The organism is Ornithinimicrobium flavum (genome assembly GCF_004526345.1).
In the GTDB taxonomy this organism is placed as follows: Bacteria; Actinomycetota; Actinomycetes; order Actinomycetales; family Dermatophilaceae; genus Ornithinicoccus; species Ornithinicoccus flavus.
In genome coordinates this window covers 3452579-3473327 of sequence record NZ_CP038213.1, presented here as the reverse complement: position 1 = coordinate 3473327, position 20749 = coordinate 3452579, and the positions used below count along the sequence as shown (strand labels likewise).

Genomic DNA, 20749 nt, shown 5'->3' with positions numbered 1-20749 from the left:
TGGGAGGCAGGCGTAGGTTGTGGGCATGAACCGCCACGCGTCCTCGTTCTCCGGCCCCTCGAGCCCCGGCCAGGTCCGCACCGTGGTCCTGGTCGGTCCGCAGGGGACGGGCAAGAGCGCCCTCGTCGAGCAGCTGGCGACCGGCCAGCTCGGCCACGTGAAGGAGGCCGAGGCGGCCTCCACCGAGCTCGGTGCCGTCACGACGGTGCACCAGCCCTCGGGCACCGTGGTGACCCTGGTCGACAGCCCCGGGCGCCCTGACTTCGTCGGTGACGTGCGGGCCGGTCTGCGGGCGGCCGACGCCGTGCTCTTCGTGGTGGCGGCGGGCAGCGGCATCGACGAGGCGACCCGCATGCTGTGGCGCGAGTGCGCGGCCGTGGGCATCCCCCGGGCCGTGGCGGTGACCCAGCTGGAGCTGGCCAGGGCCGACTGGGACGCCGTGGTCGCCGAGTGCCGCCGGGTCTTCGGCGACGCCGTGCCGCTGTCGCTGCCGGTCATCGAGGGCAGCCCCGCCGCGCTGACCGGGGTGGTCGACCTGCTCGGGCTCACCCGCGTGGACGCGGCCGGCCGCGCCAGCGACCTCGACGAGGCGCAGCGGGCGGAGGTCGAGGACGCCCGGGGTCAGCTCCTCGAGTCGATCATCGAGCAGTCCGAGGACGAGACCCTCCTGGACCGCTACCTCTCCGGGGAGGACCTCGACACCGGGGCGCTGCGCGCCGACCTGCAGAAGGCCACCGCCACCGGGCGCTTCTTCCCCATCGTGCCGGTCAACCCCCCGAGCGGCACCGGCGTGCCGGCCCTGCTCGACCTCATCGTCGACGCCTTCCCCTCGCCGGAGGGGGCGTGGATGCCCGCCGTCATGACCCCCGGCGGCGGGGACTTCGGGGAGATCACCGCCGATCCGGACGGTCCGCTGGTCGCCCAGGTGATCCGCACCTCGACCGATCCCTACGTCGGGCGGCTCTCGCTGGTGCGGATCTTCTCCGGCACCCTGCGCCCCGACAGCAGGCTGCACGTCAGCGGTCACCTGGAGTGGGTCGTCGGTCACGAGGTCGACGGTCGCCCCGGTCACGACGTCGACGACGAGCGTCCGGGCCAGATCAGCACCCCCGTGCCCGGCGGCACCGCGCCGCGGGAACGGGCGATCGCGGGCGAGATCGTGCTCGTGACCAAGCTGGCCAGCGCCGAGACCTCGGACACCCTCTCCGACACCGAGCGGCCCGCGCTCGTGGAGCCCTGGCTGCTCCCCGAGCCGCTGCTGCCGGTCGCCATCCACGCCGGGTCGCCCGGGGACGAGGACAAGCTGGCCGGGGCGCTGCAGCGGCTCACCTCCGAGGACCTCACCCTGCGTCTGGAGCGCAACGCCGAGACCCACCAGCTGGTCCTGTGGACCCTCGGGCCGGCGCACGTCGACGACGTCCTGGATCGGTTGGCGCAGCGGTTCAACGTCACGGTGAGCACCGAGCCGGTGCGCACCTCGCTGCGGGAGACCTTCGTGCGCCCGGTCCAGGTCCAGGGACGGCTGGTCAAGCAGTCCGGCGGCCACGGTCAGTATGCCGTCGTCCAGCTCGAGATCGAGCCGCTCCCGCGCGGGGCCGGCTTCGAGTTCGTGGACAAGGTGGTCGGCGGTGCGGTGCCCCGCAACTTCATCCCCTCGGTGGAGAAGGGGGCCCGCAACCAGCTCGCCGAGGGCGTGCTGGCCGGCTACCCGTGCGTCGACGTGCGGGTCACCCTCGTCGACGGCAAGGCCCACACGGTGGACTCCTCCGACATGGCCTTCCAGAACGCCGCCGGCCTGGCCCTGCGCGAGGCGGCCAACGAGTCGACCGTGGCCCTGCTGGAGCCGGTCGACACGATCGAGGTCACCGTCGGGGACGACTACGTCGGCGCGGTGCTGGCCGACCTGCGCGGCCGCCGGGCCCAGGTGCACGCCACCCAGCCGGCGGCGCTGGAGGGGCACACCGCGATCACCGCCGACGTCCCCCAGCACGAGCTGTCCCGCTACCCCATCGACCTGCGATCCGTCGCGCACGGCTCGGGCTCGTTCACCCGGGCCTTCAACCGCTACGACTACCTGCCGGCGGCGCTTGCCAGGGACATCACCGGCTGACGCCGATAGGGTGGGAGGACCCGACGAGGAGGCAGTCCATGCAAGGCAAGCGTCACCTGCGCAGCGTGCTCATCGCCTACGCCGTCGCCGCGGTCGCCCTCGTGGTGATCTTCGCGCTCACTCAGGAGATGGTCGTGCTCGTCGTCCTGGGCCTGGTGGCGCTGGCCTGCGCGGTCCAGGTCTTCTTCCTCTCGCGAGGGGGCAGCGCCAGCTCGATGGTCGACACCTACGCCCGCGCCGAGGCGGACGCCCGCAAGGGCAACATCCCGCCGGAGCGCCGCGGCAACTTCTGATCAGCCCAGGCCCAGGCGCGCCAGCAGGTGCGCGACGTCCGGGTCCGACCCGCGGAACCGACGGTAGGTCTCCATCGCCTCCACCGAGCCGCCCCGCCCGAGCAGCTCCCGGCGGAAGTGCTCACCGGCCTCGCGCGTCATACCCCCGGGTGCGTCCTCCCCGGCCCGCTCGCGGAACCACGCCACGGTGTCCGCGTCCATGACCTCGGACCAGAGGTAGGAGTAGTAGCCCGCCGAGTAGCCCCCGCCGAAGATGTGTGGAAGTAGGCCGACCGGTAGCGCGGGGGCACGAGCGGGAACGCCACGCCGGCGCGGTCCAGGGCCGCGGTCTCGAAGGCCTCCACGCCGGACCCGTCCTCGGGCAGCTGGTCCAGCGGAGTCTGGTGCCAGGCCTGGTCCAGGATCATCGCCTTGAGCAGCTCGAGGGTGGCGTAGCCGCTCTCCTGGCGGCTGGCCACCAGGGCGTCCACCCACTCCTGCGGCATGGGCTCCCCGGTCTCGTGGTGACGGGCGTAGCGCGCGAGCAGCGCGGGCTCCCAGGCCCAGATCTCGTTGACCTGGCTGGGGAACTCGACGAAGTCGCGCGGCACGGAGGTGCCCGCCCGGGACGGGTAGCGCACGTCCGAGAGCAGGCCGTGCAGGTCGTGGCCGAACTCGTGGAAGAGCGTGATGACGTTGTCCCACGTCATCAGGCTAGGGGAGCCGGCCGCCGGGCGGGGGAGGTTGCAGGTGTTGGTGACGACCGGGAGGTCGGAGAACAGGTGCGACTGGTCGACGATGCTCGTCATCCACGCCCCACCGTTCTTCGTCGGGCGGGTGAAGGGGTCGATGAGGACGGCGCCGAGCACGCCGCCGTCCTCCTCCCGGACCTCGTAGACGGTGGTGTCGGGCGTGTAGCCCACCAGCTCGGGGCGCTCGTGGAAGGTGATGCCGTAGAGCGCGGTGGCCGCGGCGAAGACGCCCTCGTGCAGGACCCGGGAGTACTCGAGGTAGGGCTTGAGCTGCTCCGGGTCGGGACCGCCGCCCTCACCCTCTCCCGAGGCGGCCAGGAACTGCCAGTCCCAGGCCTGCAGCTGGTCGTCGGCGGCGCCCAGCCGGGTCACCAGGTCCTCCGCCTCGGCCTCGGCGAGCTCGACCACCCCGGGGGCGAGCTGCTCGAGCAGACCGTTGACGGCGGCGGTCGTGCGGGCGCAGGCCACCTCGTGGACGTAGGCCGCGTGGTGCTCGTAGCCGAGCAGGCGGGCCCGCTCGGCGCGCAGGCGGGCGATGCGGACCAGCAGGTCGCGGGTGTCGAACTCGCCCGAGAGCCCCCGGTCGACCGAGGCGCGGAAGATCCGCTCGCGCAGGTCGCGGTCCTCCAGCACGTCCAGGATCGGCTGGCCCGTGGTGTTGGTGATGCTCACCAGCCACCCGTCGAGCCCGGCCGCCTCCGCCGCGGCGCGCAGCCCGGCCCGGTCGTCCTCGGAGAGCCCGGCCAGCGCGCTCTCCTGCGTCACGTGGACCGCGGCGGCGTTACGGCCCTCGACGAGCAGCCGGTCGAACTCGGTGGACAGGCCCGCCAGCTCGGTGTTGAGCTCCCGCAGCCGCGCCTGGGCGTCGGCGGGCAGGTCGACGCCGCCCCGCTCGTAGCCCCGCAGCCGCTCGGTGAGGGCGAAGTCGTCCTGCTCGTCCAGCTCGACCTCGCCGACCTCCGCCCGCTCCCGCAGGGCCCGTAGCCGGGCGTGCAGGGACGGGTCGAGCATGATGGCGTCCTTGTGCTGGGCCAGCCGCGGGGAGAACTCGGCCATGATGGCGTCCCGCTCCTCGTTGGTGTCGGCGGCCTTGGCGACCCAGAACGCCGACAGCGTGCGGTCCAGCGTGGCGCCGCTGCGCTCCCAGGCGTGCAGGACGTTCTCCACCGTCGGGGGCTCCTCGTCCGCGGCCAGGGCGCGCAGCGCCGCCAGCTGCTCGGCCATCCCGACCTCCAGCGCCTCCCGGACGTGCGCGTCGGTGAGGTTCGCGTAGTCGGGGAGGCCGAAGGGGAGCCGCGAGGGCTGCAGCAACGGGTTCGACATACCGCCATCACATCACGGCGGTCCGAGCGCCAGCCACGCCACCCACCAGCGGAACGACAGTCGGCTGTGGTCAAGGTCACAATCTGGTCACGATACGAGCAGCGGCTCGTGGTGCTCGGTGGCGAGGTCGCGGTGTCCGAGGACGTGGTGGAGGAGCTGCGAGGTCTGCGCGACTGACCAGCCCCACCCCGCACGCGGTGCCCCGTCGACCGACCGGTCGGCGGGGCACCGCCTCTGTCATAGGGTCGGGTCTCATGAGCGCCAACGACGACCGGGGCACCTCCGCCGCCGAGCAGCCGAAGCCCACCCCGGACCGTCCCGAGCCGCGTGACCTGCTCGTCGAGACGCGTCACACCCTGCAGACGGTGGACGGCGAGCTGGCCTACACGGCCCGGACCGGCCGCATCGTCATCCGCGAGGAGGAGGTCAAGGACGACGTCTTCGAGGGGTGGAAGCCCCGCGGCGAGCTGGCCGTCACCGCATACACGGTCGACGGCCCGGAGGGCCGACCCGACCCGGAGCGTCCGATCACCTTCGTCTTCAACGGTGGCCCCGGGTCCAGCTCGGTGTGGCTGCACCTGGGTGTGCTCGGGCCGAGGGTCGTGGACGCCGGCGAGCCGAACGCCCCGACCCCGCCGCCCTACCTGCTCCAGGACAACCCGGAGACGCCGCTGCGCGCCACCGACCTGGTCTTCATCGACCCCATGTCGACCGGCTGGTCGCGGGCGGTCGAGGGGGGCAAGGCCAAGGACTACCACGGCTGGAAGAAGGACGTCGAGCAGGTCGCCGAGCTCATCCGCCTCTGGTGCACCCGCGAGGACCGGTGGATGAGCCCGAAGTTCCTGGCCGGCGAGTCCTACGGCACCACGCGGGCCGTCTCGGTCGCCGAGCACCTCTTCAGCCGGTTCGGGATGCAGCTGAACGGGCTGGTGCTCATCTCCTCGGTCCTCGACTTCGCCACCCAGGACTTCCGCTACCTGCGGCACGACGAGGCCTGCCTGAGCTACCTGCCCACCTACGCCGCGATCGCGCACTACCACGGCCTGCACGAGGGTCGGTCGCTGCGTGAGGTGCTGGCCGAGGCGGAGGAGTACGCCGCGGGCGAGTACCGTTGGGCGCTCGGGCGCGGCAACCGCCTCACCGACGAGGAGAGGTATGCCGTGGTGCAGCGCCTCTCCGGTCTCACCGGGCTGTCGGAGGACTACGTCGACCGGTGCGAGCTGCGCCCCGAGCACTGGCGCTTCTGCACCGAGCTGCTGCGTGACCGGGGGCAGACGGTCGGGCGCATCGACGGCCGCATCCGCGGCGCCCTGCACTTCGGGAACGCCGAGGGCATGGACGCCGACCCCTCGATCGACGCCATCATGGGCCCCTACGCGGCGGCGGTCCACCACTACCTGCGCAGCGAGCTCCGGTCCGAGCTGGACCTGCCCTACGCCGTCTTCTCCGACGCGATCGAGCACTGGTCCTACAAGGAGTTCGAGGGCCGGCCGATCAGCGTCGTGGACAAGCTCGAGCGGGTGATGCGCGCCAACCCGCACCTGCGGGTGCGGATCGAGTACGGCTACTACGACCTGGCGACCCCCTACGGCGCGGCCGAGGACATGGTGGCCCACCTGCGGCTGCCGGACTCCGGCCTGGACCGGATCGAGCACGCGTGGTTCGAGACGGGCCACATGCCCTACGTGGGGGAGGCCACCCGCGTGGAGGAGGCCGAGGGGATCACCGACTTCGTGCGGCGGGCCGCCACGCCCTGAGGCCTCAGACCCGGTCGGGGACGGGCTCGACCTCCAGCGGCCCGGTCTCGGCGTGCACGTCCTCCGGGCGCTCGTCGATCTTCACCGCGACCACGCCGGCCAGGATGAGCAGACCGCCGAGCAGCTGGACCGGGGCGGGCATCTCTCCCAGGAGCAGCCAGGCCCACCCGACGGCGAAGAGGACCTCGGCCAGCCCGACGAAGGAGGCGATCTTCGGGCCGAGGGCCCGGGCGGCCACGATGCCCGTGACGTAGGCGAGGGCGGCCGCGACCAGGCCCAGCCAGAGCACGGGCGCCCACCAGGGCGCCGCGGAGCCTGCGAGGACGACGTCCTGGGTCGACCACGTCATCGGCACCACGCCGAGGAGGCCGGAGAGGAGGAGACCGACGGCCCCGATCGACATACCGAGGCAGGCGAAGGCGATCGGCGGCAGCCCGCTGGCGTCGTCCGCCCCGATGACGAAGAAGACGGCCAGGCCGACCGCCGCGGCGAGCCCCCACAGGACGCCGACCGTGCTGACCTGCACGTCGCCGAGGACGTCGAGCACGAGCAGCAGCCCCAGCAGCGCCAGCCCGATGCCCCCGACCACGAGCCGCGTCGGGCGCTGGCCGCGGGCCAGCCAGAGCCAGCCGACGACGAGGATCGGCCCGAGGTACTCGAGCATGAGCGCCACGGCCACCGACAACCGCTCCACCGCGAGGAAGTAGAAGAGCTGGCAGCCGGCGACCGCCACGAGGCCGAAGAGCCCCGTGTGGATCCACGTCACCGGCCGGCGCAGCAGGTGCCAGCGGCCGCGCATGGCCATGGCGGCCGGCACGGCGAGCAGCAGCGCGCCGAGGGTCACGCGCAGGGTGACGGCGGCGCCGGGGGACCAGCCCTCGACGAGCAGGCTCTTGGCGACCGCGCCGGAGGTGCCGAACATCGCGGCGGACAGGACGGCGACCGCGAGGCCGAGGAGGAAGACGCGCATCCCGAGCGCCCCTTTCGTGACATCATGAGTCAGAAGCAGTAACGGTCATGACGATAAGCGAAGGAAGTGTCAGGAGTCAACATGCTTTTCACCCATGACACCGAGGTTGCGCTCCAGGGGGCGGCCGCACTGGTCAACACCAGGGGGGAGGAATCGGGGGGCACCGGGGAGGAGGCACTCGACCGGGTGGCCGACCTGGACGCCTTCGTGGAGGAGTACCGCTGGTCCGGGCGGCGGACCCGCGACCGGGCCGAGCTGGACGAGGTGCGGGCGCTGCGCCCCCGGCTCGCCCAGCTGTGGGAGCTGGAGGAGGCCGGGGTCGTCGAGCTCGTCAACGGGCTGCTCGCCGAGGCGCACGCCGTGCCCCGGCTGGTGGACCACGACGACTGGGGCTGGCACCTGCACGCGACACCCGACGACGCGCCCCTGGCGACCCGGATGGCGGTCGAGGCCGCGATGGCCGTGGTCGACGTCGTCCGTGCCGGGGAGCTGCAGCGGCTGCGCCGCTGCGAGGCCGATGACTGCGCAGACGTGCACGTCGACCTGTCGCGGAACCGCTCCAAGCGGTTCTGCTCCACCACCTGCGGCAACCGGATGGCGGCCGCGGCCTACCGGAGAGGCAGTCACGATGACCCAGGAGCCACAGACCCACCAGGCCGGGCGGCACGCCGACCTGCACATCACGACCCGGGCGGTGGCCCTGGGTCGACCGGCGCGCGAGCCGGGGGCGCCGGTCAACGAGCCGGTGACCTTCACCTCGACCTACGTCGCCGACGGCCCGGTCAGCTACGCGCGGGTCTCGAACCCGACCTGGGAGGCCCTGGAGGAGGTGCTCGGGTAGCTCGAGGGCGGGGCGGCGCTGAGCTTCGCCTCCGGGCTGGCGGCGGTGTCCGCCGTCATCTCGCTGGTCCCGGTCGGTGGGGTCGTGGTGACGCCCCGGCACGCCTACAACGGCACGACGGGGATCCTGGCCGACCGGGAGGGGGCCGGTGCCCTCACCGTGCGCACCGTCGAGGCGGAGGACGTCGAGGGGATCGTCGCGGCGTGCGAGGGTGCCGACCTGCTGCTCCTGGAGTCGCCGACCAACCCCATGATGGAGCTGACCGACGTGCCCGCGGTCCTGCGCGGGCTCCGGGAGAGGTATGGCGACTCCCGTCCGGTGGTGGCGTGCGACAACACCTTCGCCACGCCGCTGGCCCAGCGGCCCCTCGGGTGGGGCGTCGACGTGGTGGTGCACTCGGCGACGAAGTACCTGGCCGGGCACTCGGACACGCTCCTCGGGGCCGCGGTGGTCTCACCCGGGCGGACCGACCTGCGGGAGCGGCTGCATACCCACCGGTCTCTGCACGGGGCGATCCCCGGGCCGATGGAGGCCTGGCTGGTGCTCCGCGGGGTGCGGACCTGCACGTGCGGCTGGAGCGGGCGAGCGCCAGCGCCCAGGTGCTCGTCGGCCGGCTCGCGGAGCACCCGGCCGTCGACCGCGTGCGCTACCCCGGCTTCGGGGCGATGCTCTCGGTCGAGGTGGCCGGCGGGGCGGCGGCGGCGAGGCCGTGTGCGCGGCGACCGCGTGTGGACCACTCGACGTCGCTCGGCGGCGTCGAGTCGCAGATCGAGCGGCGCCGACGTCACCCGCTGGAGGTCGCGACCGTGCCGGAGAGCCTGCTGCGCCTGTCCGTCGGGCTCGAGGACGTCGAGGACCTCTGGGCCGACCTGGAGCAGGCGCTGCGCCCGGCTCAGGCGCCGGACGCGTCCGTGTAGCCGTAGAGGTCGGTCTGCTGCTCGTTGATCCAGATGCGCGGGCCGCCGTCGGGGTCGGCCACCTGCACCGTGCGGCCGTAGGTCTCGTCGATGAGCAGGCCGTCGATGCCCGCCGCCGTCAGCAGCCGCAGGACCTCCTCGACGTCCCCGCCCCACTCGAAGGCGAGCTCGGTGCCACCGGTCTCCGCCAGGTGGGCCGCGGCCAGACCTCCCCCGTCGTAGGAGAAGTCCGTCCATCGGCCGTCGTCGCCCACGATGCGCGGCCGGGCCCCCAGGCCCTCCAGGACGTCCCGGAGGAGACCGGTGTCGGGGCCGTACCAGATCTGCAGCGTGCTCAGCTCCGGCCGCGTGGCCTTCCCGTCGCCCGGGGTGGGCGCGTCGAGCCAGACAAGGGCCCCGTCCACGCGGACGTGACCGGCGGGGCCGTGGTCGGAGTCCTCCAGGGTGACGGGGACACCCTGGGCGGACGCCGTGCGGACGGCGTCCGCGAGATCGACCGGGGTCTCGACGGCGAGCGTCGTCGTGCCCGCCGGCTGCTCCGGGGAGGCCGCGTGCAGGGCGACCCGCCCGCCACCCAGCTGGTAGACGAGCCAACCCGGGTGCTCGCTGAGCAGGGTGGCGCCGAGGGTCTCCAGGATGCGCTGCCAGCCGGGGATGTCGGCCGTGAACCGGATGGGCCGGGGGGTGGGTCCGGTCAGGGTGGTCATGTCACTGCTCCTTCGGGAGGGCACGGTCGGGCGTCTGCTCGAGGGTCGGCTCGGGTCCCTGGCCGGGTGGCACCCGGTCCGTCCGCTCGTCGGGCTGCTCGAGGAAGGCCCGGAGGGCGCGCTCCACGAGCGCGGACAGGCTCACCCCCTCGTCCACCCCTCGGTGCTTGATGGCCGTGATCAGGTCGCGGGGTAGGTAGACGTTGAACTGGGCTTTTTTCTTTGTCCGACATATCTAGGATGCTAGCAACCTAGAACGGGCAGGGCAAGGGGTGGCCTCGTTACCATCCGGGCATGAGCCTCTTCGCCGTCCACTACTCCTACTCCGACGACACCGCCGCCCGCGACGAGCACCGCCCGGCGCACCGTGAGTTCCTCACCGCGCTGGCCGCCGACGGGGTCGTGCTGCTCTCCGGCCCCTACGCCGCCGTCGAGGAGGCGCCGGACGCCGCGCTCATCCTCGTGCGCGGGGAGAGCGCCGCCGAGATCGTCGAGCTCCTGCGCGAGGACCCCTTCCAGCAGCAGGGCCTCGTCGAGCAGGTGGCGGTGCGGGCGTGGAGCCCGGTCATCGGCGCGTGGCACGACGGGCCGCTGGCCGGGCACCTCTGAGGGTCGCGCCGCCCCGTCAGCCCTCGGCGGCGTCAGCCGTCGGCGGTGACGTAGGTGCCGGCCGAGCCGTCCACCAGGGCGACCGCCTCGTCGGGGTGCCGATCGCGGCGGCCACGCCCCTGCCACCCACCTCGACGAAACGGCAGACCGCCTCCACCTTCGGCCCCATCGAACCGGCGGGGAGGTCGAGCGCCCGCAGCTGCGCCGGCGTGGTGAGCCGGACGGGCCGGGCGGCGTCGGTGCCGAAGCCCTCCATCACGGCCTCGACGTCGGTCAGCACGATGAGCCGGTCGGCCCTGAGCCGGTGGGCCAGGACCGCGGCCGACAGGTCCTTGTCGATGACGGCCTCGACGCCGCGCAGGTCCCCGGTCGCGGTGCGCACGACCGGGACGCCCCCGCCGCCGGCGCAGACGACGATGATCGACTCGTCGAGCAGGTGGTCGATGAGCTTGGTCTCGATGATCTCGCGGGGGCGGGGCGAGGGGACCACCCGGCGCCAGTGCTCGCCGTCCCTGCGGACCTGCCACCCGTTCCTGTCGGCGAGCTCGCGGGCGCGCTGCTCGTCATACACCTCACCCACGAACTTCGTCGGGTCCTCGAACGCGGGGTCGTCGGCGTCCACCAGGGTCTGGTTGAGCACGGCCGCGAACTGCCGGTAGGGGCGCTCGTTGCCGATCGCCTGGAGGATCCAGTAGCCGATCAGCCCCTGCGTCATCGCCCCCAGCGCGTCGAACGGGTAGGGCTGGGTCAGCCGGGCGTCGTTCGCGCTCTCCATCGCCAGCACGCCGACCTGCGGCCCGTTGCCGTGGGTGATGACCACCTGGTGGTCGTCCGTCAGCGGGGCCAGGGCGCGCATGGCCCGGCGGATGTTGTCGACCTGGGCGGTGGCGTCGGGCACCTGCCCGCGCTGCAGCAGGGCGTTGCCTCCGAGCGCGACGACGATCCTCATGGGGGAGAGGGTATGCGGCGCAACCTCGACGCGTGGCGGGAGCCGGTCAGCCGGCGTCGACCTTGGCCGCCTCGGCCTCGACGACCTGCTCGAAGTAGGCGAGCGGGTAGGCACCCTGCACGACCTGGGTGTTGATGAGGAAGGTCGGGGTGGAGGTCACGCCGATGGCGCGCGCCTCGTCGGTGTCGGCGTCCACGGCGGCCTGGAGGTCCGGGTCGTCGAGGGCCGCCCCGAAGGCGTCGAGGTCCTCCACGCCGACCTCGCCGGCCAGGTCGATCAGGTCGTCCCGGTCGTACTCGCCGTGACCCTCGCGGGAGAGCTCGAAGACCTCCTTCTGGAAGGCCTCCAGGTGCCCCTGCTCGGCGGCGGCGCGACCGGCGAGCGCGGCCAGCCGGGAGGTCTCGTCGAAGATGACCAGGTCGCGGAACTCGATGCGCAGCGTGCCGTCCTCGACGAGCGGGGCCAGGGCGGGGCGGGTGTCGAGGTGGAAGCTGGCGCAGTAGGGGCAGCGGTAGTCGGCGTACTCGATCATCACGACCGGGGCGTCGACGTCACCGATCGCCATGAGGTCCTCCGCGTCCCGGCGCTGAAGGCTGAGCATGAACTCCTCGACGTCCGGCGGCGGGGTCTGCGCCGCGGCGTCCGGGGCCGGCTGAGCGGGCTGGGCGGGCTGAGCCGGCTGGGCGGGTGCCGCAGGAGCCGAGGGAGCGGAGGTGCTGGGAACCTCGCCCGACGTGGCCTCACCGTCGCGGTCCCCCATCGCCAACCAGGCGATGAAGGCCACCGCCAGAGCCACGACGATCGCTGCGACCGCCCAGGCGACGGACGCGACCTTGCTGTCGCTCTGGGGGGAGGGTGCGGGGGGCGTGCTCACCGTCTCAGGTTGTCACACCGCGGGGACGGCTCGGCATCCGGCTGGGACGATGGTGGCATGCGCGCCTTCCTCGCCGTGATCCCTCCGGAGGAGGTGGTCGACGAGCTCGTGTCCTTCCTCGGACCCCGGCGCGACGCGCTGGCTCCGCAGGGCCGCTGGCGTTGGACGCGGCCCGAGCACCTGCACCTGACGCTGGCCTTCCTCCCCGAGCTGGAGGAGTGGCGCGAGGAGGTGCTCATCGAGGCCGCGAGCGCCTGGGCCGAACGCGCCGCTCCCCTCGCGCTGAGCCTGGCCGGTGCGGGCGCGTTCCCGGACCCCGGGTCCGCACGTGTGCTGTGGGCCGCGGTGGCAGGCAGCGGGGGAGCGAGCCTCGCATCGTGGGCGAAGTCTCTGCGGGCCGTCGCGAGCCACGCCGGCGCACGGGTCGACGGGACCAGGTTCAGCCCCCATCTGACGCTGGCCAGATCCGTCGGTCGGCCCGGCCCGGCGGGGCACCTGCTCCAGGCGCTCGACACCCTCGCGACGTCCGCATGGTGCGCACAGGAGGTGCATCTCGTCCGGTCCTTCCTGGGACAGGGGCCGGGCGGGACCCCGCGTTACGAGGTGCGCCATACCTGGGAGCTGACCGGTCCCCCGGGGAGCTGATGGCCTGGGGAGGTGCTCGACCTGGCTCAGAAGGGTGGGATGTCTTCGTCGGTCATGAGGCGCCAGGCGGCTCGGGAGGCCTTGTCGTCGCCGAGGCGGATCATGGACTGCATGCCCCACCGGCGGGGTACGTCGGTGTTATTGGTGCCGTCCGTGCCGTCGTCCTTGGTGCGGTTCGTGCTCTTGCTGCGTCCCGTGGTCTTGCCCGTGCGGTCGTCCTGGTCCTGCCCTCCGGACCCGCGGACCGGCCCGACCGGCCCGGTCGTGCCGGTCGTGCCGGTGGTGCTGCCGGGAGGGGGTGGGTTGGTGGTGGCGCGCTGGGCGAGGGCGTGGGCGGTGGTGGCGGGTGAGGGGCCGGGGACGCGGTGCCCGGTGGTGGGGTCGCGGTGGGTGAGGCCGATGAGGGCCCATCCGCCGTACCGGATGAGGTCGGGTTCGGGGTCGTCGTCGCCGGGGTTGAGCGGTTCGGTGAGGTCGTGGTGGGTCAGGGCGAGGTAGATCTGGTGGTTGATCTGGTCGGCGCGGTCCTGGGGGGCGGTGTCGTGGACGGTGTCGAGGGCGTCGACGAGCAGGGTGAGGTAGCGGCGGTAGTCCCAGGCGCGGGTGCGGTAGATCCGGCCCAGCAGGCTGGTCCAGGTCAGGTCACGGTTGGCGGCGAGGTGGGCGTCCCAGTCCTTGGCGGTCTTGGGTTCGTGGTGGCCGGTGTGCAGCAGTTGGGCGTTGGTCTCGGTGGTGGTCCCGCCGGGGGTGCCGTACTCGGTGACGTGGTCGACCTGGCAGTGGCTGCCGGTGCGGGTGCAGGCGGGGGCGCGGCAGGTGACGTCGGCGGCCAGCAGCTGGGCCCGCATCGCCGCGTCCATCCGGTAGGTGGTCAGGGAGCGTTCCACGCACCGCCCGTCGGCGGGGTCGACCAGCAGCCGGGCCATCGTGGTCCCTGGTTCCAGGGCCAGGGCCCGGACCTGCTCGGGGGAGACGAACGTGCCGAACGAGCCGAGCAGCTCTCCCACCCACAACCGGCGGCCCGCGGCCGTGGCGGTGCGGTCCTGGCCCGGTGGGTCGGCACCGGGCCCGCTGTCGCCTCCCCCGCAGACACAGTCGCCCTCCTGGACACGATCGTCCTGCTGGGCAGAGTCCTCCCCGTGGGCAGGGCTCTCCTCGTGGTCGGGGTTCCGGGTGCGGTCACGGGTGGTGTGGTCGCGGCGGGTGCTGGGCAGGCAGCCGGGGCATCCCGGCCGGCCCGTGTGCCCGCCGGCCCCGGCACCCGGGCCCTGCCCGCCGGCCTGGCCCTGCCCGAGGGCAGAGTCGTCCCCGGGCCCGTCGGACCCGTCGGGGTCAATCGGGTCAATGGGGCGGGTGCTGGTGCGGCCCAGGGTGGGCAGGGTGTGCGCGGTGGCGGGGTCGTGCAGCCCGATCAGGGGCACGATGACCTGCAGGGTGGCCGCCGGCAGCCCGGACAGGGCCTGGATCAGCTGCGGGCTCCACCCCGCCCGCGCCAGGTCCTGCGCAGCAGGACCCGCCTCGCCTGGAGCAGCGCGGTCGGCGGGAGCATCACCACCGGCGCGGTCGCTCTGGCCGGGTGGGGCATCACCGCCGGCAGGGGCAGAGTCGTCCTGGTCGGGTGGGGTGGTCGGGGTGGGTAGGGGTTGGTCGGCGAAGCCGACGGTGGCGTGGGCGAGCAGGGTGCGGGCGATGTCGGACTCCAGCTGGGCCAGGGTGCGCCCGTCGCCCGCGGCGCGGGCGGTGCGGGCGGCCCCGGACAGGCGGTCCTTGATCCCGGCGACCCACAACGCGGAGGTGATCACGGTCAGGGTGCCGGTGCCGTCCTGGTCGACCCGGGCGATCACGCCCCGCCCGGCCCAGGCCGCGTCCCGCACCGCCCGCGCCGCGGCCTGGTCCTGCGGGTCGGTGTCGTCGGCGTGGGTGAGCTTGGCGACCTCCCGCTCCAGCGCGGCGTAGAACGCCCGGTGCTCCCACGGCCCGGTCGCCACGGTGCCCTCGGGGGTCAACCGTTCCGGCACGCATGTGTCGGGGTCGTCGCCGCACATCACCGTGGCCACGTGCACCGCCTCGGCCACGGGCAGCCCCTGGCAGGCCCGCCACAACGACCGCGCCAACCGCCACGGCAGCACCCCCCGGGTCATCTGGTCCACCACCGGGGCCCGGAAGGCGGCCGGGGCGCACGCCAACGCGACCAGGTGGACCGTCTCCCCCGGGGTCCACCCGATCGCCGGGGCGATCTCGCCCCGGGTGCGGGCCTTGGCCCGGGCCCGCCACCGCTCCCGCGCGGTCACCGACAGCTCCCCCGGGTCGGCCACGTCCCGCTGCGCCAGCAACGCCGCCCCGATTGCGGTCGACTGCTGCGCCGCCGTGAGCACCAGGGCCGCGTCCAGCCGCATCGAGGCCTGCGCGAGCGCCTCCATCGCCGCCAACGCCACGTCCGCCTCCCCCAGGCACGCCCCCACCGACCCCGTCACCCGGCCCCACCCTGCCCCGGCACCCCGGAGGCATCCGGCCCCGGCCCCTGCGCCGTCCTGGCCTCGGCGGAGCTGAGGTCGCCGGGATCGACCCGCCGGCCACGGCCCACCGCACCCAGCACCACCGCCGCATCCCCGATCGCCGCCGCCGCGGCCTCGTCCAGCCCCACCCCCACCAGGGCCGCCCGCAGCACCTCCCGGGCAGCCGGAGCGGGCACGGGCCCAGGCCCGGTACCGGAGTCCCCACCGGAGGACGACGCCCTCCCCGGTTCCTTCCTCAAACCCCGCACCCCCCTCAGATCCCCCGCGCCCCCGGTCCCCACCAAGAGCTGCTCGATCACCCCATACTAGGACACCTGTTCGAACTGCGCAAGGGAAACGCCGTATCACGATCGCCTCACCGCGGTGCCGTCGTCACCGCCTCGTCGTCGATGATGACCGGCGGCCGGGGCGGCAGGGTCGTGACGACCGCGTCGTCCGGCGGGGTGACCTCGACGACCGTGGGCTCCGGCAGGGGACCGACCTCCTCCTCGTCCACCCCCATGAGGCGGGCGAGGGCGTCGATCGGCTCCACGGTGACCCCCAGGTCCGCCGAGCACGTGCGACCCTCGGGGCACTCCGGCTGCAGGCTCCGGCCGTTGACCAGCGACACGTCGTCGAACTGCGGGCGCCCGGACACGAGGTTGCGGTAGCTGTAGCGCGCCAGCGTGGAGATCGCGCAGTCCTCGCTGAAGGTGAGGATGTCGAAGCTGTAGGGATGCCCGGTGAGCTCACCCGCGGTCGCAGGGTCCTCCTCGGCCGCCTCCTGGGCCTCCTGCGTCAACGGTGGCAGACGGAACTGGTTGACCAGGCCGCCCCCGGTGAACGACCCGACCTGCAGGTGGCCCCGCTGCAGGTCCGCGGCGTGCATGTGCCCGTTGATCGTCGTGGCGGCGGCGGTGACCCGGTTCGCGGAGTACGGCTGGTGCGTGAGGACCACGTCGCTGGCCGGCAGGTCCTGCGTCCGCTCCCGGTAGGCCTGGGCGAGGTCGTCCTGGCTGTCCCCGAAGTCGTCGCTGCGCTGGTTGAAGTAGCGGGTGTCGTTGAAGCCCGTGATCGTGACGCCGTGCACGGAGGCCACCTGCAGCTCGCCCGCGGTGGGCTCGAGCAGCACCACGTTGGGCACCTGCGCGAGCCGGCGCAGGAGCCCCTCGTCGGTGGGGGAGACCGCGTCGTGGTTACCCCGCACGAAGAGGTACGGGACGCCGAGGCTCTCGATGCCGTCGTAGATGCCGGTGAGGTCGCCCTCGCTCGGCTGGCCGAAGTTCACCAGGTCCCCCGTGTCGATGACCGCGTCGATCTGCTCGGTCCGGACGATCTCCCGCATGAGGGGATAGTGGTTCATGCCGTGGATGTCGCTGACCAGCAGGAAGCGGGCGGCCACTGCGCCCCCGGCCTCGGCGGGCGCGAACTCCTCACGGATCGCCGTGGACAGCGCCAGCAGGTTGGTCACGTAGACCGCTCCCTGGTCAGCCTTGCGGTCCAGCCCGGACAGGATGTCCGTATTGCCCTCGATCAGCGACAGCAGGCTGGTCGTGCGGAACTCCTGCACCCGGTCGGTCCGGTAGGTGAGGTAGGCGGCGAGCCCCGGTATGGCGAGCGCCAGGGCGCTGGCGGTCACCGACGCCACCACCGCGCGTGCCAGGCGCAACGGGTGGGAGGCCGCATACACGAGCAGCACGGCCGCGGTCGTGACCAGCGCACCGGCGGCGAACTTCCACCCGACCTCGCGCACCCCGTCGTCGATGGCGGCCCGGAGCTCGGGCTGGGTCGGTTGGAGGTCGGCCGTGCGCAGCCGACCCTGCCGCAGCAGGTCGGTGAGGCTGTCCCGCACCTGGACCTGGGCCGTCAGGCCGGGGGCGGGTATGCGGTCCGCGAAGGTCATCTCCATGTCGCCCACGACGGTGGGCAGGGTGATGGTCGAGCTGAGACGTGGCTCGAGGGAGATCGTCGCCGAGAAGTACTCCGTATGCGTCTGGACCGGCCACAGGTGGGTCGTCGCCACCCCGCCGAGGAAGGCGACCACCGTGAGCAGGGCGACCACCAGGGCGCGCCAGGACCAGGCGCGGACCGTCCGGATGCGCTCACGGGTGCTCATCGGGGATGAGCCTAACGCGCCTACGGGCGGCCCGACGGGTGCTGTGGGTCCCTGCCGCTACCCTCCCGTCATGGATGCGGACGTCATCGTCGTGGGGGCCGGCCTGGCCGGGCTGGTGGCCACCCGGGAGCTGGTCGGGGCGGGCCGTCGGGTGCTGCTCGTGGACCAGGAGTCGACAGAGCACCTGGGGGGCCAGGCGTGGTGGAGCTTCGGGGGGCTCTTCCTCGTCGACAGCCCGGAGCAGCGCCGGATGCGGATTCACGACTCGGTCGAGCTCGCGTGGCAGGACTGGCAGGGTAGCGCCGGTCTCGACCGGGTCGAGGAGCCGTCCGGTGAGGACGTGTGGGCGGGCCGGTGGGCGCGGGCCTACGTGGAGTGGGCGGCGGGGGAGAAGAGGGCCCGGCTGTACGAGCTGGGGGTGAGGTTCTTCCCCGTCGTGGGGTGGGCCGAGCGTGGTGACGGCACCGCGACCGGCCACGGCAACTCCGTGCCGCGCTTCCACATCACCTGGGGCACCGGGCCCGGGCCGTCGTCGTCACCAGCGGCGGGATCGGCGCCAACCACGAGCTGGTCCGGGAGTTCTGGCCCGAACGGCTGGGGACGCCGCCGCGCGACATGGTGACCGGGGTGCCGGCCTACGTCGACGGATCGATGTTCGACCCGATGGGGGCCGCCGGGGCGCGACTGGTCAACCGTGACCGGATGTGGCACTACACCGAGGGTCTGCCGAACCACTCACCGGTCTGGCCCGGCCACGGCATCCGCATCCTGCCCGGCCCCTCCAGTCTCTGGCTGGACGCGCGGGGTCGGCGGCTGCCTGCGCCATACCTGCCCGGTTTCGACACCCTCGGCACCCTGGCCCATCTGCGCACGGCGACCCCGGAGCACGACCACAGCTGGTTCCTCGCCTCGCACACCGTCCTGGGCAAGGAGTACGCCCTGTCCGGGTCGGAGCAGAACCCCGACCTCACGGGGCGGTCGGTGCGTCAGGTGCTGGGTCGGGTGCGGACGGACGTGCCCGCCGGTGCAGGCCTTCGTCGACCACGGGGCGGACGTCGTGAAGGCGACGACGGTGGAGGAGCTCGTGGCCGGGATGAACTCCCTGGTCGGTGCGGACCTGGTCGACCCCGTGGCGGTGCGCCGGATCGTCGAGGGACCGTGAGCTCGACAACCCCTACGGCAAGGACGTGCAGATGGCCCTCGTGCGGGCGGCCCGGCGCTCCCTGGGGGACAAGCTGATCCGCACGGCCGCCCCGCACCGCTTCCTCGACCTCAGGCACGGGCCGCTCGTCGCGATCCGGCTGCGGATCCTGACCCGCAAGACCCTCGGCGGGGTCCAGACCGACCTGGACAGCCGGGCCCTGGACGCCGCAGGCTCCGCGGTGCCGGGTCTGTATGCCGCGGGTGAGGTCGCCGGTTTCGGCGGCGGTGGGGTTCATGGGTACCGCTCGCTCGAGGGGACCTTCCTGGGCGGCTGCCTCTTCTCGGGGCGAGCCGCCGGGAGGGCCGCCGCCGCCGCGACGGGCTGACAGGTCGTCCGTGTGGTTGGGTGACGGCATGGACCTGCTCACCCTGCGCCGCAAGGTCGGCACCGTGGCGCTGTCGGCCTTCCGGGTGACGCCGGGGCCCCTCAAGCGTGCGGTCGTGCGGACGGTGGCTCCGTCCTACACCGTGGGGGCCGTGTGCGTCATCGAGCACGACGGCGAGTTCCTGGTGCTCTGGCAGCCGCACCGGCGCGGGTGGAGCCTGCCCGGCGGACTGCTGGGCAGGGGGGAGGACCCCGCGGATGCCGTGCGCCGGGAGGTCCGGGAGGAGGTGGGCCTCGACATCGACCCCGGCGACCCGGTGACGATCCGGGTCGACCCGGTCGAGCAGGGCGTCGACGTCGTCTTCCGGGTCCGTCTCGAGCGCCGCCCCGAGCTGGCCCTGGCCACCGAGGCGCGGAAGGCGCGGTGGACGAGCCGCAAGGGTCTGGGCAAGGCCGACCGGGACACCCGCGGCATCCTGGACCTGCTGGCCGGATCCGGGCGACCGGCGCGGGAGGGGCGGCTGGTCCAGGATGCGCGGACCAACGACGCGGCAGACGAGGCCTACGGCACGGGGACGGGCGACGTCGACGTGAACGCCGACGCGGGCGCGGGCGCGGGCGCGGGCGCGGAGGACGCGGATCCCCGACCGGACGCGCGTTCCTGACAGTTATCCACAGGGGCGGCCGATCCCGCCGACGCAGCGGACGGGTATGCACCCCGGCTGAGTGACGGCATACCTGTGGACAACCGTCAGGAACGCGCGTCCGGTCCGGGGGAGGGGGCGCCGCGCCTGTGGAAAAACGTCAGGAACGCGCGTCCGGTCGGGGGGAGGTCGGGGCGGGGGCCGGGGGGCCGGGGGGAGGGGAGGAGGGGAGGAGTAGAGGTCAGGGGACGTCGAGCAGGATCTTGCCGATGTGCTGGGAGGCCTCCATCTCGCGGTGCGCGGCGGCGGCCTCGGCCAGGGGATGACGGGACTGGATGAGCGGACGCACCCGCCCGGCCTCGATCCAGGGCCAGAGGTGCTCGCGGACCTCAGCGACGATCCGCGCCTTGTCCTGGGGCGAGCGTGAGCGCAGCGACGTCGCGATGACCCGACCGCGCCTGGCGAGCAGGGCCCCGAGGTCGAGCTCGCCGGTGCGGCCCCCGAGCAGGCCGATGACGACGAGCCGTCCGTCGGGGGCGAGCGCCTTGACGTTGGGCCCGAGGTACTTCGCGCCGACGACGTCGAGGATGACGTCGGCGCCGCGGCCGTCGGTCGCGGCCTTCAGCTCCTCGACGAAGTCCTGCTCGCGGTAGTTGACGAGGATGTCCGCTCCGAGCTCCCGGCACGCCTCCAGCTTCTCCGCGGAGCCGGCCGTCACCGCGACCCGCGCCCCCAGCGCCTTGGCGACCTGGATCGCCATCGTCCCGATCCCGCTCGACCCACCGTGAAGCAGCACGGTCTCCCCTGCGGCCAGGCCTGCCTCCAGGACGAGGTTGGACCAGACGGTGCAGGCCACCTCCGGCAGCGCGGCGGCGTCGGCGAGGGGCACGCCCGACGGCACGGGCAGGAGCTGCCCGACCGGGACGGCGACGAGCTCGGCATACCCTCCGCCGGTCAGCAGGGCGCACACCTCGTCCCCCACGGACCAGCCGGCGCCGTCCGCACCCGGGCCGAGCCGGGCGACGCGGCCGCTCACCTCCAGGCCGGGGAGCTCGGAGGCACCGGGCGGCGGGGGGTAGAACCCCTTGCGCTGCATGACGTCCGCCCGGTTGACCCCGGCGGCCACGACCTCGACCAGCACCTCGCCCTCACCGGGCTCCGGGCTGTCCACCCGGGCGGCGACCAGGACGTCGGCCTCGCCCGGGGCGGTGATGGTGACGGCGTTCATCTGCGGCATGCC

At 73.5% G+C, this 20749-nt stretch carries 15 protein-coding genes and 4 pseudogenes; 9 read left to right on the top strand and 10 right to left on the bottom strand.

Translation table 11 applies throughout. The features are described from left to right. The first annotated feature begins 25 nt into the window (after positions 1-25). Together E3Z34_RS16435 and E3Z34_RS16430 are read left to right on the top strand one after the other, a co-directional pair. Entirely contained in the window at positions 26-2110 is a 2085-nt protein-coding gene (locus E3Z34_RS16435; protein WP_134774473.1) for an elongation factor G, read from the top strand. A 38-nt stretch (positions 2111-2148) separates the two neighbouring features. After that, the gene (locus E3Z34_RS16430; RefSeq protein ID WP_134774472.1) at positions 2149-2403 is read left to right on the top strand and encodes a hypothetical protein; all 255 of its coding nucleotides are present in this window, start codon (positions 2149-2151) and stop codon (positions 2401-2403) included. Here E3Z34_RS16430 and E3Z34_RS16425 read toward each other — a convergent pair. After that, positions 2404-4145: pseudogene (locus tag E3Z34_RS16425) on the bottom strand (M3 family metallopeptidase). Positions 4146-4711: 566 nt separating this feature from the next. Here E3Z34_RS16425 and E3Z34_RS16420 point away from each other — a divergent pair. Continuing rightward, complete coding sequence (locus E3Z34_RS16420; protein ID WP_134774471.1) at positions 4712-6214, top strand: S10 family peptidase; 1503 nt, start codon at positions 4712-4714, stop codon at positions 6212-6214. A gap of 4 nt (positions 6215-6218) precedes the next feature. On the opposite strand, the gene E3Z34_RS16415 is transcribed toward E3Z34_RS16420, so the two are convergent. Beyond that, positions 6219-7184 carry an EamA family transporter gene (locus E3Z34_RS16415; protein ID WP_134774470.1) on the bottom strand — a complete coding sequence of 322 codons (966 nt, stop codon included), beginning with the start codon at positions 7182-7184 and terminating at the stop codon, positions 6219-6221. A gap of 81 nt (positions 7185-7265) precedes the next feature. Between E3Z34_RS16415 and E3Z34_RS16410 the strand changes: the two are divergent. Together E3Z34_RS16410 and E3Z34_RS16405 are read left to right on the top strand one after the other, a co-directional pair. Then, positions 7266-7745 (top strand): annotated as a pseudogene (locus E3Z34_RS16410) (CGNR zinc finger domain-containing protein); the annotation flags it as partial. A gap of 67 nt (positions 7746-7812) precedes the next feature. Then, positions 7813-8942: pseudogene (locus E3Z34_RS16405) on the top strand (trans-sulfuration enzyme family protein). On the opposite strand, the gene E3Z34_RS16400 reads toward E3Z34_RS16405, so the two are convergent. Together E3Z34_RS16400 and E3Z34_RS16395 are read right to left on the bottom strand one after the other, a co-directional pair. Continuing rightward, the gene (locus tag E3Z34_RS16400; RefSeq protein ID WP_134774469.1) at positions 8918-9649 is read right to left on the bottom strand and encodes a VOC family protein; all 732 of its coding nucleotides are present in this window, start codon (positions 9647-9649) and stop codon (positions 8918-8920) included. The pseudogene E3Z34_RS16405 and the gene E3Z34_RS16400 overlap by 25 nt on opposite strands. A 1-nt stretch (position 9650) precedes the next feature. Further along, positions 9651-9806, bottom strand: coding sequence for a hypothetical protein (locus E3Z34_RS16395; protein WP_238695241.1), 156 nt, complete (start codon positions 9804-9806; stop codon positions 9651-9653). Between the two features lie 137 nt (positions 9807-9943). On the opposite strand from E3Z34_RS16395, the gene E3Z34_RS16390 reads away from it, so the two are divergent. Beyond that, positions 9944-10258, top strand: coding sequence for a YciI family protein (locus E3Z34_RS16390; RefSeq protein WP_134774467.1), 315 nt, complete (start codon positions 9944-9946; stop codon positions 10256-10258). Positions 10259-10274: 16 nt separating this feature from the next. Here the strand turns inward: E3Z34_RS16390 and E3Z34_RS16385 are convergent, their stop codons facing one another. Beyond that, positions 10275-11207: a carbamate kinase gene (locus E3Z34_RS16385; RefSeq protein ID WP_238695240.1), complete on the bottom strand. Its 933-nt coding sequence runs from the start codon at positions 11205-11207 to the stop codon at positions 10275-10277. A gap of 46 nt (positions 11208-11253) precedes the next feature. Continuing rightward, positions 11254-12081, bottom strand: coding sequence for a DsbA family protein (locus tag E3Z34_RS16380; protein ID WP_134774466.1), 828 nt, complete (start codon positions 12079-12081; stop codon positions 11254-11256). A 57-nt stretch (positions 12082-12138) separates the two neighbouring features. Between E3Z34_RS16380 and thpR the strand changes: the two genes are divergently transcribed. Continuing rightward, positions 12139-12726, top strand: coding sequence for an RNA 2',3'-cyclic phosphodiesterase (gene thpR / locus E3Z34_RS16375; protein ID WP_134774465.1), 588 nt, complete (start codon positions 12139-12141; stop codon positions 12724-12726). A gap of 26 nt (positions 12727-12752) precedes the next feature. Here thpR and E3Z34_RS16370 read toward each other — a convergent pair whose 3' ends face one another. The 3 genes from E3Z34_RS16370 to E3Z34_RS16360 all read right to left on the bottom strand — a co-directional run bounded on the left by E3Z34_RS16370 (position 12753) and on the right by E3Z34_RS16360 (position 17337). Further along, positions 12753-15200: a hypothetical protein gene (locus E3Z34_RS16370; RefSeq protein ID WP_134774464.1), complete on the bottom strand. Its 2448-nt coding sequence runs from the start codon at positions 15198-15200 to the stop codon at positions 12753-12755. Further along, complete coding sequence (locus E3Z34_RS16365) at positions 15197-15418, bottom strand: hypothetical protein (RefSeq protein ID WP_134774463.1); 222 nt, start codon at positions 15416-15418, stop codon at positions 15197-15199. Before E3Z34_RS16365 ends, E3Z34_RS16370 begins: the two co-directional genes overlap by 4 nt. A gap of 179 nt (positions 15419-15597) precedes the next feature. Beyond that, positions 15598-17337 (bottom strand): metallophosphoesterase family protein, encoded by a 1740-nt coding sequence (locus tag E3Z34_RS16360; protein WP_134774462.1) that lies wholly within the window; start codon positions 17335-17337, stop codon positions 15598-15600. Between the two features lie 70 nt (positions 17338-17407). Between E3Z34_RS16360 and E3Z34_RS16355 the strand changes: the two are divergent. Together E3Z34_RS16355 and E3Z34_RS16345 are read left to right on the top strand one after the other, a co-directional pair. Continuing rightward, positions 17408-18866: pseudogene (locus E3Z34_RS16355) on the top strand (FAD-binding dehydrogenase). A gap of 28 nt (positions 18867-18894) precedes the next feature. Beyond that, entirely contained in the window at positions 18895-19530 is a 636-nt protein-coding gene (locus E3Z34_RS16345; protein WP_158288720.1) for an NUDIX hydrolase, read from the top strand. A gap of 220 nt (positions 19531-19750) precedes the next feature. On the opposite strand, the gene E3Z34_RS16340 is transcribed toward E3Z34_RS16345, so the two are convergent. Then, the gene (locus E3Z34_RS16340; protein WP_134774952.1) at positions 19751-20737 is read right to left on the bottom strand and encodes an NAD(P)H-quinone oxidoreductase; all 987 of its coding nucleotides are present in this window, start codon (positions 20735-20737) and stop codon (positions 19751-19753) included. Between the last annotated feature and the right edge of the window lie 12 nt (positions 20738-20749).